The sequence below is a fragment of the Ignavibacteria bacterium genome (assembly GCA_016873845.1).
In the GTDB taxonomy this organism is placed as follows: Bacteria; Bacteroidota; Ignavibacteria; order Ch128b; family Ch128b; genus JAHJVF01.
The window spans coordinates 1-15,242 of the sequence record VGVX01000066.1 but is presented as its reverse complement, the minus strand read 5'-3'; the positions used below and the strand labels follow the sequence as shown (position 1 = coordinate 15,242).

Below are 15,242 nucleotides of genomic sequence, written 5' to 3'. Positions count from 1 at the left end.
GTGGAAACTGCAAAACTTATTGCAAATGAGCTTAGCATCAAAAAAAATGAAATTCAAATCGATGAGAGATTGTATCATCCAAGTACTTTAGACTTCCTGAAAGTAATCAATGAAATAGATAATTCATGTGAAAGTTTAATGCTCTTCAGTCACAATCCTGGAATTACGGAATTTGCCAATTTCGTTTCCACCAATGATTTTATAAATATTCCTACATGTGGAATCGTAAGTCTCTGCTTTGATATTCAAAATTGGCGAGATTTATCAAACCACAGAGGTCAAACGATTTTTTACGAGTATCCCAAAAAGTACTTTTCCTGAATCCAAAGCATTCTTTTTGGTGGTTAATATTGGCCATTTGAGTGATAACCATCAACATACAATGTTCGGGATGACATATCAATTTTCCTGAGGCAATCTAGTTAATTAGGTTTCAAGATTTTTTCATCACAGCGATTACTCATACTAAGCTGTAACTGCTTGTAATAGAAAGAATTAACGAACCACGAAGTTTTTTACTTTGATTCACTAAAAGTTTTCTGAAAATCTCTCCGAAATTTTGCCCCCAAATTATTGCTGGTATGATTCTGGATGATCTACATATGTCAATTAATGAAAAATAAAAGGAGAAAATAAAATAAATGGGTCAACAACAACTTCTACTCATCGTTTTAGGAGTGATCATTGTAGGTATAGCCATAGTTGTAGGTATAAACATTGCAACCACTAGTGCTCAAAGTTCCAATAGAGATGCTGTTATTGCAGACTTAAACACAATCGGCAATTATGCACAGCAGTATTATCGCAAGCCTTCTTCAATGGGAGGTGGCAACAATACATTTACTGGTTGGACAATTCCACCCGCAATTGATACAACTGGAAACGGAACATTTGCCGCAACAGTCGCTGCACAAACTGTTACTTTAGTTGGAACTGGAAACGAAACTGGAAATGATGGTTCGGCTAAAGTAAAAGCTACTGCAACAATTACTCCGACGAGTATTACTGTGACCATTAATAACTAACTCAAAATTCATAGGTTGGCGGTGCGAGCCGCCAACCGTTTTTTGGGGGAGAATAAAATAAGTAGAAAAATGAAAAAGGTAGCTGGAGTATTTTTAGATGGATCTGAACTTAAAGTAGCAATCCTCGGAAAGCAAAAAGAAGGGATTACTATTGAGGATTTGCTCATCATCAGATCTCTAAATGAAGAAAACTCGAACAAGTCTTATAATGGAGCTGTGAAAGATGCGTTACTAAATGATGCGATGGAATTGATTATCGAGGAGGATGAAGAACAAGCTTCAGGTGAATTTAATCCATTCCAAACACTAACAGAACTCCCGGATATTAACAGTTTTAATTTTATTCCATGTGTCTCTGAGCCGCACGTTTCTTACCAGATTATTAATGATATAAATGGAGCGCCAAGTAAAGAAGTTCGAAAAGAATTATTCAAAAGATGGCAGAATTCCCCTAAATCTGTCCATTCGATGGATAATGTTAATTTTATCCGAACACGAGACCATAACATTTTATCTATCTATAGTAATGAATTTTTTCCAGTCATTAAACAACTTGAAAAGCTCACTAACTCTCAAAAGGTTAAAAGACTAAAAATTCCGTGTGTAAAGAGTGCCGATGCAGCTCTCACTTCATATATAATTGATAATTTTGATATTCAAAACGAAAAAGTCTATCTAACCGTTCATCTAGGTCATGAATCAACACGAATGATCTTTTTTAAAGATGAAAAATTCATTCATGTTTCTGAATATTTAAGTTTTGGTTCGCAAACACATGACATCGCTGAAGTCCTTGCAAGCAAAATAGCTTATGAAATGGACAATGCGCAATTATATGATGTGTATCAGATTTTCTTATGCGGTGAAGTTGCACATCATAAAATTATCGAAGCTGTAAAGAATACTCTCCCGTTTGCAAATATTAAAATTGTTGAATTTGATGAACTTTCTACCAACGGTTTAAGCGATGATAAGAAATATGCTGTTTCGGCATTTACGTTTCCAATTGCGACCGCTGTAAATTACATTAAGCAATCAAAAAGAAAATCTAAGAAGCATGACTTATCACCAAAAATGGTGAAAGATTCACAATCTCTCTTCCAACTTGGAATTATCGGTTATGCGATCTTGATTCTAATGATGATCGTAATGGTCTTTTTTGCTCAAAAGTTCTACTACAATCATAAAGACATTGCTCGAAGTGAAAAAATCCTAACAACGAAAAACAAGGAAGCTTCAGAGTTAATATTCTACGAGCAGAGAATAATTGATCTTCAATCAAAAATGACCCAGAAAGAAAATCTTCAAGTAATTGTCGATACATTGAAAATTGGTTCAGCCCGATGGATCGATCTTCTACATCAATTAAACGATTATGATCTGAAAAAGAGCAACATGTGGGTTACTAGCATCTTATTATCGAAGAACGGTATAAACCTAACGGGGGTGAGTGTAGCCCGAAAGACAATTCCCGATTTCTCACAGCATTTAGCTCAGAGTGATATAAAAAATATTCTCAATCAAAAGATAAGGGAGAAAAAAGTAAACGTTTTTGAGATTGTAGCAGATCCAGAAAAATTTGGATATCAAGCGAGTTTAAAATGAAACCCAAGCTAAAAAATACAATTTTAGTTTTGTTACTGTTTATTATAGTCACTGGAGTAAGCGGTTGGTACATATATGTGCAGCAGCCGAACAAACAGAAGAGCATCGCAAATGAAATTACAGTAGTCAATTCTCGCTTAATCAAAAAGGATTATTTTTTAGATGAAATAAAAACCCTTGAAACAAAACTTGCAATTCTGGATACGCTGCTGGCAAATAATGACAAAGTTATACCGTTCCGGAATTCATCTCATGATGCCTACAATGAAATTATTCATATCGCTCAATCGTTCTCTGAACAGACAGAGTTAAATATAGAACATGTTCAGACTACATATTCAGGATCATTTGGAAAGGACTTTTTCAATATTAAGGGAAATGGAACTTTTGAAGATGTCATGAAACTTGTTGATAATCTCGAGCATGCACGGAATTTATATAAAATCAACGACGCAAATTTTAAAGTCGGTACAGTAACCGATGATCTCGGGAAAATTAATTATCAAATCTTTTTTAACATAGTCGTGGAGGCATTCTTTACTAAAGACGAGAATTTTTCACTGCCGGTGAGACCAGCTTTATTAAATAACAATATAAACATGAGGAATTTTTTCAATCCGCTTATCTATTCTGATATTCCACCGAATTACGATGGATTGTTGGAAGTTGATGGCGCGGGACTTTTAGCAATTATTCCAGATGGTGCATTCATAGTAGATAATAACGGGAATACTCATACTATGATGGAAGGAGATGAAGTTTACCTCGGTGTCTTGACTAAGATTGATCAAGAAAATAAACTTTGCGAATTCCTCTTAAACCGCGGAGGTATAATCGAACAAGTTATTTTGAGGATGAAGAATTTAGATCGAAAGGAGACAAAATAATGGGAAGAGTATTTATAATTTTAAGTTTAGTTTTTTCTGTTTTAGTTTTTGCTCAGTCAGAACGTGATATGAGAGCATTAGCTCAATCATCTCAAAGTGGGATGGTTACAATTTCTGGTACGGCATCATTCGATCAAGCAATTGATTTACTGAGCAAAACTTCTAAAAGAGCAATTAATAAAGTAATAATATCTGAAATTCCTAATTCAACGCCTATTGGTATTGATATAGACCTCATGCACTGGTATAAAGCATTGCAGTTGATTTCAAAATTGCATGATTACGAAATTTATGAAAATCACGAATACCTGAAAGTTGTGCCATTAAAAAACCTAACAAAGACAGTAGAAGTTCCCGACGCACTCAAAGGCGTCGATTTTGAAACACGAGAAGTAGCTATTTCTGCTGTATTTTTTGAACTCGATGTTAATCGTTCCAAAGAAACTGGGATGAATTGGAAATGGCTCCTTTCAAGAGAGGGAATAAATGTTGGATCGGAGCTTGGCAAAACATCATCGAGTTTGTTTTCGAGCGGTGGAACCGAAGGGAGCGAAAGTTCTACCTCAAGTCAAGCATCATCTGGATTTTCTATTGGTGCAAATTCGGAATTCAAGGTTTTAAATATGATGGGCAAGGCAACCACTCTATTCAACTTTTTTGAATCGAATAATTTAGGTGAGATTATTGCGAGTCCACAAATCACGGTGCGGGATCGTGTGAAAGGAGAAATCCAAGTAGGTGCAGATTTTTCAACCCGCGAGAAAGATTTTGCAGGAAACACTATTGAACGATTCTACAGCACCGGAACAATAATTAGAGTTACTCCATATGTTCTAAATGAGAATGGTAAAAATTATGTTCTTCTCGACCTTTCTGTTGAAAGAAGTACAGCGCTTCCCGGTCAATTTACTACTGAAGTTAAGCGAACCAAGGCAACTACAAATGCATTGCTGCTGGATGGAGAGGAGACAATAATTGGAGGATTGTTCATTAACGAAGAAAGAACAGAACGCTCTGGAATCCCGATACTAAAAGACCTCCCTTGGTGGGTATTCGGAATTCGTTATTTAACTGGTAGCGATGTTCAGGTTACAGCAAAAAAAGAACTAATAATTGTTTTAAAAGCACGTCTTCTTCCAACCCTGAAGGAGCGTTTGGTTGATCGAAGTACAGACACAAGAATAATTGATAGCAAACTACATCAGTATGATCAGGAGATAAATAGATATAGAACAAAAAAATGATGTTTCATAAAAAATTGTAATTAGCTATGCATTCAAATCAATTATTGTTAGTTGCTGGTGCATTAGGAATATTAGGACTTCTAATAATTTCAACAAATACAGCTACTTTTCAAAATCTTGCGGTCAAGCTTGAAAATCGCTCTACATTATCAACAATTTCGATTGCACAAAGTCTGATTGAAGAAATAAAAACAAAATCGTTTGATGAAAATACTCTTATTGGTTTTCAACACTCGGTAAATAATTTAACTGTTGCTTCGTCCTTCGGCCCAGAAGGTGAATCTTATCCTAATTTCGACGATATCGATGATTATCACAATTATTCACGAACAATTTCAACTGATGATTCTAATGCAATTACTGCAGTCGTAAAAGTAAGTTATGTTAATGAGAGTCAGCCTGAATATACATCGACAACAAATACTTACTTAAAAAAAGTTACAATTGAATTGACTGGGGGTAATCTTTTGCAGAAAATCACACTCTCAAGAATTTTTACTTGCTGGTGAAGAATGGGAAATTTTTTTCATTTAACTATATCATTTATAATCGGGACGTTAGTAATACTAATGCTTGTTCGTTTAACCATGAATGTGGGAGATGAATCAAATGAAACCAACATCGAACAAATGGTACAATCAAATCTGTTGAATCTTACCTCAACGATTGAAAATGACTTTAGGAGAATTGGATACAATTCACCGGTCGATCCAATTCTAATAGCGGATTCAACCATAATTTCTTTTACAGCAGATACCAAACTATCTGGAAAAGCAGATACTGTTAAATATGTTTTAGCCGATATTTCAAGTGCATTGCACACTCAAAATCCGAATGATAGGTCGCTTTATAGAATAATTGGATGTGATACTACGAAAATTGTTTCATCCGGTTTAACAAAATTTAAACTAAAGTATTTCGATATTAATGATATAGAAACTCTGACTCCGGTGTTCGTTAAATCAGTCAGTGTTGAACTACGATATGAATCTGAGATGCAAGTTAAAGATCATTATCCCTTTTTCGAAAAGTCTTTTTTGATCAAACCAAGAAATTTAAATTAATCATAGGTGTGATATGGGAAACTCAACTTTAATAATTGTATTATTTGCAGTAGTTTTGATTGGGAGTGTAATTTTCGGTCTCAATTCAAAAACTTCAATGAGTGTTGAAGAAACCACTGAAAAATTTAAAGAAGTGCAATCCAGGTTGATCGCTAATTCTTCACTTGAAATGTATTTGAACAAATTGAGAAGAAATAAAAGCCTTCGAGGAAATTTTACGGCTAACAATTTATTAAGTGGGAAATATGACATCTCTGTTACTGGCGGTGATACAGTAAGAATTTTATCGTATGCAAGCTTTCTTGGAAAAAATTCAATCTCACGTGCTGACTTAATATGGGAGAATATTACTTTGCCAACAGTAAAATCTGGACTAAGCATCTCGACAACTAATCTCGATCTGAAATTGAATGGCAACATATTGATCAGCGGAAATGACACAAATCCTGATGGGTCACCCGGCTCGGGTGGAAGCATTCTTGGAATTAGTGTGAACAATTCATCCGACAGTATCAGAGTTACTGATTCACTAAATAATAATGTTAAATCCAAAATTACTGGAACTGGCGGAGCTCCAAGCATTGGAGTTAGTACAGACAGTATAAATTATTCTGCTCTAGCTTCTCAATTTGTACAAGCAGCTGATATTATTTTACCTGGTGGAACTTATTCCAGCGGAACAACTATGGGCAGTATGGCTGAACCAAAAATTACTCATGTTACTGGCAATGTTAATTTTGGCGGTAACTCGACTGGTGCTGGTGTACTTGTGGTATATGGAAATATGAGTTGGAGCGGTAATTTTGCTTACAATGGTTTAGTCCTGATCTATGGAAATTCTTCAATAACTGCAAGTGCCTCAGGGACATCTAAAATTTATGGTGCAGTGCTTGTTGCAGGTCAAACAGTTAATTTTCAAGTAACTGGTTCAGCAGAAATATATTACAGCAGTCTTGTTTTGAATTTATTAAAGAACAATCTGAAATCGAATAAATTTGTTGTAAAAAATTGGCTTGAAGATTTATAGTAGTTTCTTCTAACTATAAATTTCTTTACCCGCGTAAGAAGACATCAAGTAATAAATCAATTCTGTCAGTCTCACAAATCGTTCCAATGGTTCTTAAAATACATTGAGATTATTACTTTTTTAAGATATTTTTGTACTGAAAGAAAATGAATAAACCTAAGCGAGGGTGCGAAGGGTAGTAAGCATGAAAGTGCAGAGTAAATATCACCAGCCAAGTAAAACGGTTGTCAGTAAACCAATTAACTTAAACGTTAAATCGAATTTTCATATCCCGTGTCATTTTTTTGATTTTCTTCCAGACATGAGTTTTGTCTTGTCAAATGAATTTGAAATTCGTCATTGCAATTTGTCTGCTTCACAATTTATCGGAAAATCCACCAAGGAAATTTATTATTCAAATTTCCTTGAATTAATTCCAAATGAATATCAAATAAAATTCAAAGAAATATTTGAACGTTCATTTAGAAAAAAAGAATATCTCTCGATTGAGATGAATCTTTTAAGTTCAAATGAGAATGTAGTTCCTGTTCAACTTTTCATTTCGCCATCTTCAAGTAATAATTCAATTGTGCAAAATTGCTTCGTATTTGCACGCGATATTTCTAAGCAAAAGGAAAAAGAACTTGATTTAGTGCGATTCGCGAATGTGGCTGAATTTACTGTCAATCCGCTCGAAATCACAGATGTTGATGGAAAAATTATTTACGTAAATCCAGCTTTCGAAAGATCGAGCGGATACGGTCGTGAAGAGCTAATAGGAAAAAATCCGAATATCTTTAGTAGTCATAAACATTCTAAGAACTTCTGGAAGAATATGTGGAATACGATTACTCAAGGGAAAGTTTGGATTGGGGAAGTTCAAAACAGAAAAAAAAGCGGGCAGCTATTTCATACTGAACTTTTAATTTCGCCGATTGTCGATGGGAATCAGAAATTAGTCGGATACTTTGGAATCCATCGAGACAAAACCGAAGAAAAAAAATTGGAACAGCAATTGATCCATGCGCAAAAAATGGAGAGCATTGGATTGTTAGCCGCCGGATTAGCTCATGAAGTTGGAAATCCATTGACATCAATTTCTTCACTTGTGCAGGTTATACAAAGAACTAATATTGATGAGGTTACAAATCAAAAACTTGAACTGATAAAAAGTCAAACTAATCGAATTTCGAAAATTATTCGGGACCTTGTTAATTTTTCAAGACGCTCAACTTATGAGCTGCAATCGACCGATATTAATAAAATACTAAAAGCAGCAATCGAAATAGCCAGAGTTAGTAAGAAAGCAAAAGGTATCGAGATTGAGGAACATTATAGCGGCAAAGTTCCTCAATTGTTTTTAGTACCTGATCAAATCGAGCAAGTTTTCCTTAACATCTTGATTAATGCAATTGACGCAATGTGTCTTGATGCTGCAGGTGGGAAATATTTTCGAAATCCCGCCATAATAATGATTCGAAGTGTATTAGAAAATGGTTCTGTTAATGTCTATATCAATGATAATGGGATAGGAATTGCAGAAGAAGCTTTACCAAGACTCTTTGATCCATTTTTCACTACAAAGAAAGTAGGCGAGGGAACAGGATTGGGACTTTGGGTCAGTTATAACATTGTAAAAAGTTTTCAAGGTGAGATCATCGTTGAAAGTGAAGAAGGAAAGGGTACAACTTTCACTATTAAATTTCCTATTAATACAGATTCAAAATAAAAGAGAAAAAATGGCTCATAAGATTTTAGTTGTAGATGATGAACAGATAATCCGAGAATCAATTTCATTTGTACTTCGTGAAGAAGGTTATGATGTTACTGAAGCTATTAATGGTTCAGATGCATATCAGAAAGTGTTAAACTCAAACTTTGATTTGATCATCACCGATATCGAAATGCCAATGATGAAAGGAATTGAGCTCCTAGAAAAAGTCAGCCAAACAAATCCTCTAACGATTATCATGGTAATAACAGCTTACGGTTCATTGGAAACTGCGATCGCAGCTTTACGGCTTGGTGCAAGTGATTACATTTTGAAACCGGTGGAGTTTGACGAACTGCTCATTAAAATAAATCGATTGTTAAACTACAAGCAGCTTGCATTCGAGAATCAAGTTCTTAGAAGAGAATTACAGCGTGAATATTCATTTGATAACATAGTCGGAAAAAGTGATGCAATGCAATCAGTTTTTGACATGATTAAACATGTTTCGCAAACGAACAGTAACGTACTAATTACGGGCAAAAGCGGAACTGGCAAAGAACTTGTAAGCCGAGCAATTCATTTCAATGGTCCAAGAAATAATAAATCTTTTGTAGTTGTTAATTGCGGAGCTATTCCGGAAACATTAATTGAGAGTGAACTCTTCGGTCACAAGAAAGGGGCTTTTACCGGCGCTTTAAGAGATACAGATGGATATTTTAAGACAGCTGATGGGGGTACGCTTTTCCTTGATGAGATTAGTGAAATGTCCTTAACGCTTCAGGTAAGACTTTTAAGAGCGATTGAACAAAAAGAAATTATTCCGGTCGGCTCAACAATTCCAATCCCGATTGATGTGCGGATTATTGCCGCAACGAACAGAGATTTAGACGAGGAAGTGGAGAATGGTAAATTCCGCAGTGATCTTTACTATAGATTAAATGTGGTTGAAATTAAATTGCCATCTTTAGCTGAACGTGTTGAAGATATACCAATTCTTATTGATCACTTTGTGGATAAATATCGAAAAGAAATGGGAAGAAATATTAAAGGTGTTGATCCTTTAGCAATTAAATATCTTATGAATTATCCCTGGAAAGGGGAAGTTAGAGAACTCGAAAATATAATTGAACGTGCAGTAATATTTTGTAAGGGTGAAATTATAACTCGTAACGACTTCCCTCAATCGCCAAATACAACTGAAGAATTGGTGTCTTTGGGAGGGCAAACACTCACAGAAGTGCTGAGTGATTTTGAACGCGATTATATCCGTAAAATGCTTATCCAAAACGATTTCGATAAGGAAAAAACTTCCCAAGTCCTAGGTTTTAGTACAGCTACACTTTATAGAAGAATAAAAGATCTAAACATTCAAGATAAACCTGATGGTGTGACTACTTCTCATAATTGATACTATTCTAACTGAAATTTTCAGTAATGAGAAGTTTTTATCTATAGGTTATATAATTTCATCTCACAAGACTATTTTTCTCATTTTTTCCACTTATTTCTCTTGAATTTTAGAATAAATATTTTGCACTTGTTAAATAAAATTGGCACGTGCATTGATGTAGGCAAAGAATGAGTGAAGTTGCATTTCCTCCTGAGAATACTTTGAGCGGGAAAGATTTGAGGCGTAGTAAGAAAGTTTTACTCTTCAGTCCGGACCTACATTTATGTGCCTCTTTTACTCTTCTGCTTCAAGATAGATTTAAAGTCGTAACAACTACTGAAGGTGATTTCGTAGAGAAAATTTTAGATTTAATTAAACCAGACTTATTAATCACTGACCTCTCTCCAAATGAAAAATCTGCAGATTCATTACGGGCACTCAAGGAGAAAATTCCAAACTTAAAGATAATCCTATTTTTGGATTCATGGATTACGAACAAAGGAGTTGAATCAAGTCTGAACAAAATAGTTGACGCAATTTTTTATCAACCTATCGATTTAACAGAGATCAATCGAAGATTAGACTTTTTAATGAGCTAGTTATAAGTCTTTGCAAAACACAGTGTGCGGAACTTTATTTCTCATTTGTGAAAATAAATTTTTCGGATTCTCGTTTTTGCAACATTTTAAGCACTTTTTCAATTAAAATCGGTATTTTTCGTCTGAAAATCACGGCACGTAAATTGAGCAAAATAGCCGAGTTTTGTAAAAATTACGTTCAGTATTCAAGTCTTTTTGCAGTTCGAAATCACTTTTTGAATGATATTGTTTGAAAAGAGCGTCAGACGTAAAAATTAAAGTTTATTTGGGGTGCTAATTATTGTGAAACTTAATAATTCAAATATTAATTTGTAAATAAAATAAGAGAATTTGATACTTAATTATAGGAATTGTAAAAAATAATGGAAAAGAAAAGAACAAAAATAACGATTGATGGTAATGAAGCCGCTGCTTATGTGGCTTATCACACAAATGAAGTTTGCGCTATCTATCCAATCACTCCATCATCGCCAATGGGCGAATGGTGCGATGCTTGGTCTGCAGAAAATAAAGTCAATATTTGGGGAGATATTCCTGTTGTAAGCGAATTACAGAGTGAAGGGGGTGCTGCTGGCAGCGTCCATGGTGCATTACAATCAGGTGCGTTAACAACTACATTTACTGCCTCTCAGGGATTATTACTTATGATCCCGAATATGTTCAAGATTGCTGGTGAATTAACTTCCACGGTTTTTCATGTTTCCGCACGTTCCATTGCTGCCCAAGCTCTGTCAATCTTCGGCGATCACAGTGATGTGATGGCAACTCGGTCTACAGGATTTGCCCTGCTCGCTTCGAACTCAATTCAAGAAGTAATGGATTTTGCTTTAATTGCTCAAGCTGCAACACTTGAATCACGAATTCCTTTTATACATTTCTTTGATGGATTTAGAACTTCACATGAAGTTATGAAAATTGAGGAATTAACTCTTGACGACATGCGAGCCATGATCAATAATGATTTAATTATTTCGCATCGTCAGCGTGCCCTTTCTCCAGATAGACCTGTTTTAAGAGGAACTGCACAAAATCCAGATGTTTACTTCCAGGGAAGAGAAACCGTAAATCCGTTTTACTTGAAGTGTCCCGATATAGTTCAAGCCCTAATGGATAAATTTGCAAAGATTACTGGGCGGCAGTATAAATTGTTCGATTATTACGGAGCGAATGATGCCGAAAGAGTTATAATTTTAATGGGCTCAGGCGCAGAAACTGCCGAAGAAACAGTTGATTATTTAACAGCAAAAGGAGAAAAAGTTGGTATATTAAAAGTACGTTTGTACCGCCCGTTCTCAATTGATCATTTCGTAAAGTCTCTTCCAAAATCAGTTAAATCAATAGCAGTTTTAGATCGAACTAAGGAACCTGGTGCTGCAGGCGAACCGCTTTATTTGGATATTGTAAATGCATTAACAGAAAAGTTTACTAATGATGAACTCGATTTCAGACTTCCTAAAATAATTGGTGGACGTTATGGCTTATCGTCAAAAGAGTTTACTCCCTCAATGGTTACATCTGTTTTTGATGAATTGAAAAAACCAAAGCCTAAAAACCATTTCACTGTTGGTATAATTGATGACGTTTCAAATACGAGTTTAAACTTTGATCCGAATTTTTCGATTGAGTCTCCAGAGATTTTCCGCGGAAAGTTTTATGGACTCGGGGCTGATGGTACTGTCGGTGCAAATAAAAACTCGATAAAAATCATCGGTGAAGGAACAGATAATTTTGCACAAGGCTATTTCGTTTATGATTCAAAAAAATCTGGATCAACTACTGTATCTCACTTAAGATTTGGTTCCAAACCGATCAGGTCAACGTATCTTATCTCATCAGCGAATTTTGTTGCCAGCCATCAGCAAATCTTTTTAGAAAAATTTGACATGCTCAAGGATGCTGTAGAAGGTGCAACATTTTTATTAAACACACAAGTTGAAACAGATAAAGTTTGGGAAACGCTTCCAGAAAAAGTCCAACGTGACCTAATCGATAAAAAAATGGATTTCTATGTTATCGATGCATACAAGGTTGCAGAACAAACCGGTATGGGAGCAAGAATAAATACGATCATGCAGACCTGCTTCTTTGCAATTTCTAAAATCCTCCCTAAAGATGAAGCAATTGGAATGATCAAAGACACGATAGAAAAAACTTATGGAAGCAAGGGAGAAAAAATTGTTGCCATGAATTTCAAGGCAGTTGATCAAACACTTGCTAATCTGCATAAAGTTGAAATTCCAAATAAAGTAACAAGTAAAATTCAATTCGCTCCGCCAGTTTCTGCCGGTGCGCCTGAATTCGTCCAGGATGTACTTGCAACAATCATCGCTGGAAATGGGGATTCAGTTCCAGTCAGTAAAATGCCGAAAGATGGAACCTACCCTGTTGCCACTGCACAATGGGAGAAGCGAAATATTGCACTAGAAGTTCCGGTTTGGGATGAAATTGTTTGTATCCAGTGTAATAAATGCGTACTTGTTTGTCCTCATGCAACAATCAGAGCAAAAATCTGTGATGAGAAGTATGTCAAAGATGCACCGTCGACTTTCAAATACACAAAATTCAAAGCGAAAGAGCATGGTGAAAATTTAGTTTATTCACTTCAAGTCGCAGTGGAAGATTGTACAGGTTGTGCATTGTGTGTAGATGTTTGCCCTGCGAAGAATAAGAAAGAAACGCGTCTCAAAGCAATTAATATGCAGCCGCAAATTCCACTGCGTGATACTGAAAGGGCAAATTGGGATTTCTTCTTAACATTACCCGAATTCAATCGAACTAAATTGAATGTGATGACTGTAAAAGATTCACAATTCATGCAGCCTTTATTTGAGTTTTCTGGTGCATGCTCTGGCTGTGGAGAAACTCCATATGTGAAACTTGTAAGTCAGTTATTTGGTGATAGAACAGTTGTTGCTAATGCAACTGGATGTTCTTCGATATATGGCGGAAATCTTCCAACCACACCATGGTGTGTGAATAATGATGGCAGAGGTCCTGCTTGGTCAAATTCTCTATTTGAAGACAACGCTGAATTCGGATTTGGATTCCGCCTCGCAATAGACAAACACAATTCTTATGCGAAGAGTTTATTGAAAAAACTTTCTTCCGAAATCGGCGAAAAACTTGTTGACGAACTGATCAATGCTTCACAAAAAGATGAAGCTGAAATTTATGAACAAAGATTGAGAGTTGATGAACTTAGGAAAAAATTGAATTCAACTAAAAATGGGAAATCTGATGAAATCAAACAGCTTCTTGCACTTGCGGATTATCTTGTAAAAAAATCTGTTTGGATTATGGGAGGCGATGGTTGGGCATATGATATAGGATATGGAGGATTAGATCATGTGCTCGCAGCTGGTAAAGATGTAAATATTTTAGTTCTCGATACTGAAGTTTACTCGAATACAGGCGGGCAAATGTCTAAAGCAACTCCTAGAGGAGCTGTTGCAAAGTTTGCAGCTGCCGGTAAACCAATGGCTAAAAAAGATCTCGGATTGATGGCTATTTCGTATGGCAATGTTTATGTTGCAAAAGTTGCTATGGGTGCAAATGATGCACACACAGTCCGTGCGTTCCTCGAAGCTGAAGCTTATGATGGTCCTTCATTGATCATTGCTTACAGTCACTGTATTGCACATGGAATTGACATGCAATATGGAATGAAGAATCAAAAAGCTGCAGTAGATTCTGGTTATTGGCAGCTGTATCGCTACAATCCTGATCTTGTGAAAGAAGGAAAGAATCCATTTAAGCTCGATTCGAAGGGGCTGAAAATTCCGTTAAGAGATTATGCCTATATGGAAACTAGATATAAGATGCTGACGATCTCCCATCCGGAACTTGCTGAAGAATTAATGCAAGAAGCTCAAAAAGATGTCGAAAAGAGATGGCAGCAATACGAAGATTTGGCTGCAGCAAACTCGGTAAGTGAAAACAAAGAATAATTTATTTATGAAAATATTATTCGTAATAAACGACGCACCTTATGGAACTGAAAAAGCATTCAATGCTTTTCGGCTTGCGTCACAAATTTTGAAAGATAAACCTAATGCCGAAGTTCGAATCTTCCTTTTAGCTGATGCAGTAAATTGCTCATTGAAAAATCAAATTACGCCGCAAGGTTATTATAATATTGAGAGGATGATACGTTGGATTTTGTCCAAGGGAGGTAAAGTAAAGCTTTGCGGCACTTGTTCCGATGCAAGAGGTCTGAAAGAATTGAACCTGATTGATGGAGTTCAGATGAGTAATCTCGCAGAATTTTCCGAATGGACAATCGATTCGGATAAAGTATTAACATTTTAAATTGAGGTAATTATGGATATCACAACGAAATATTTAGGAATGAAATTAAAGAATCCAATCATTCCATCTGCAAGCCCGCTTTCAAGAGATATTGGAAACATTAAAGAGATGGAAGATGCCGGCGCTGCCGCAGTGGTTTTGTATTCTTTATTCGAGGAACAAATTGAACAGGATTCGCTCGAATTGCATCATCATACCACAGTTCATGCAGATAGTTATGCTGAAGCAATGAATTATTTTCCCGAAATATCTGATATTAAAATTGGACCTGATGAATATCTAAAGCACATTCAAAAGGTAAAAGAAGCCGTTGATATTCCTGTAATCGCAAGTTTAAATGGAAAATCGCTCGGGGGCTGGACAAATTATGCAAAAAAAATCGAAGAAGCCGGTGCAAACG

General features: G+C 35.7%; 13 protein-coding genes. All 13 read left to right on the top strand.

Features of this window, described 5'->3' with window-relative positions:
- The first annotated feature begins 641 nt into the window (after positions 1-641).
- Positions 642-1,025, top strand: coding sequence for a hypothetical protein (locus FJ213_10775; protein MBM4176637.1), 384 nt, complete (start codon positions 642-644; stop codon positions 1,023-1,025).
- A 69-nt stretch (positions 1,026-1,094) separates the two neighbouring features.
- Positions 1,095-2,630 (top strand): hypothetical protein, encoded by a 1,536-nt coding sequence (locus FJ213_10770; GenBank protein ID MBM4176636.1) that lies wholly within the window; start codon positions 1,095-1,097, stop codon positions 2,628-2,630.
- Positions 2,627-3,517 carry a hypothetical protein gene (locus FJ213_10765; GenBank protein MBM4176635.1) on the top strand — a complete coding sequence of 297 codons (891 nt, stop codon included), beginning with the start codon at positions 2,627-2,629 and terminating at the stop codon, positions 3,515-3,517. The genes FJ213_10770 and FJ213_10765 overlap by 4 nt, the downstream gene beginning before the upstream one ends.
- A complete protein-coding gene (locus tag FJ213_10760) occupies positions 3,517-4,761 on the top strand; it encodes a type II and III secretion system protein (GenBank protein ID MBM4176634.1) in 1,245 nt (414 codons plus the stop codon). Before FJ213_10765 ends, FJ213_10760 begins: the two co-directional genes overlap by 1 nt.
- 26 nt (positions 4,762-4,787) lie before the next feature.
- Positions 4,788-5,270, top strand: coding sequence for a hypothetical protein (locus tag FJ213_10755; GenBank protein ID MBM4176633.1), 483 nt, complete (start codon positions 4,788-4,790; stop codon positions 5,268-5,270).
- A 3-nt stretch (positions 5,271-5,273) separates the two neighbouring features.
- On the top strand, positions 5,274-5,825 hold the full coding sequence (locus FJ213_10750) for a hypothetical protein (protein MBM4176632.1): 552 nt from the start codon (positions 5,274-5,276) through the stop codon (positions 5,823-5,825).
- A gap of 13 nt (positions 5,826-5,838) precedes the next feature.
- Positions 5,839-6,852 carry a hypothetical protein gene (locus tag FJ213_10745; GenBank protein MBM4176631.1) on the top strand — a complete coding sequence of 338 codons (1,014 nt, stop codon included), beginning with the start codon at positions 5,839-5,841 and terminating at the stop codon, positions 6,850-6,852.
- Positions 6,853-7,036: 184 nt separating this feature from the next.
- Complete coding sequence (locus FJ213_10740; GenBank protein ID MBM4176630.1) at positions 7,037-8,560, top strand: PAS domain S-box protein; 1,524 nt, start codon at positions 7,037-7,039, stop codon at positions 8,558-8,560.
- A 10-nt stretch (positions 8,561-8,570) separates the two neighbouring features.
- Positions 8,571-9,953 (top strand): sigma-54-dependent Fis family transcriptional regulator, encoded by a 1,383-nt coding sequence (locus tag FJ213_10735; GenBank protein MBM4176629.1) that lies wholly within the window; start codon positions 8,571-8,573, stop codon positions 9,951-9,953.
- A 170-nt stretch (positions 9,954-10,123) separates the two neighbouring features.
- Positions 10,124-10,534 (top strand): hypothetical protein, encoded by a 411-nt coding sequence (locus tag FJ213_10730; protein MBM4176628.1) that lies wholly within the window; start codon positions 10,124-10,126, stop codon positions 10,532-10,534.
- A gap of 362 nt (positions 10,535-10,896) precedes the next feature.
- Positions 10,897-14,481 carry a pyruvate:ferredoxin (flavodoxin) oxidoreductase gene (nifJ, locus tag FJ213_10725; GenBank protein MBM4176627.1) on the top strand — a complete coding sequence of 1,195 codons (3,585 nt, stop codon included), beginning with the start codon at positions 10,897-10,899 and terminating at the stop codon, positions 14,479-14,481.
- 7 nt (positions 14,482-14,488) lie between these two features.
- Positions 14,489-14,842, top strand: coding sequence for a hypothetical protein (locus FJ213_10720; GenBank protein ID MBM4176626.1), 354 nt, complete (start codon positions 14,489-14,491; stop codon positions 14,840-14,842).
- A gap of 12 nt (positions 14,843-14,854) precedes the next feature.
- A partial coding sequence (locus FJ213_10715) for a dihydroorotate dehydrogenase-like protein (GenBank protein MBM4176625.1) occupies positions 14,855-15,242 on the top strand: 388 nt, incomplete at its 3' end.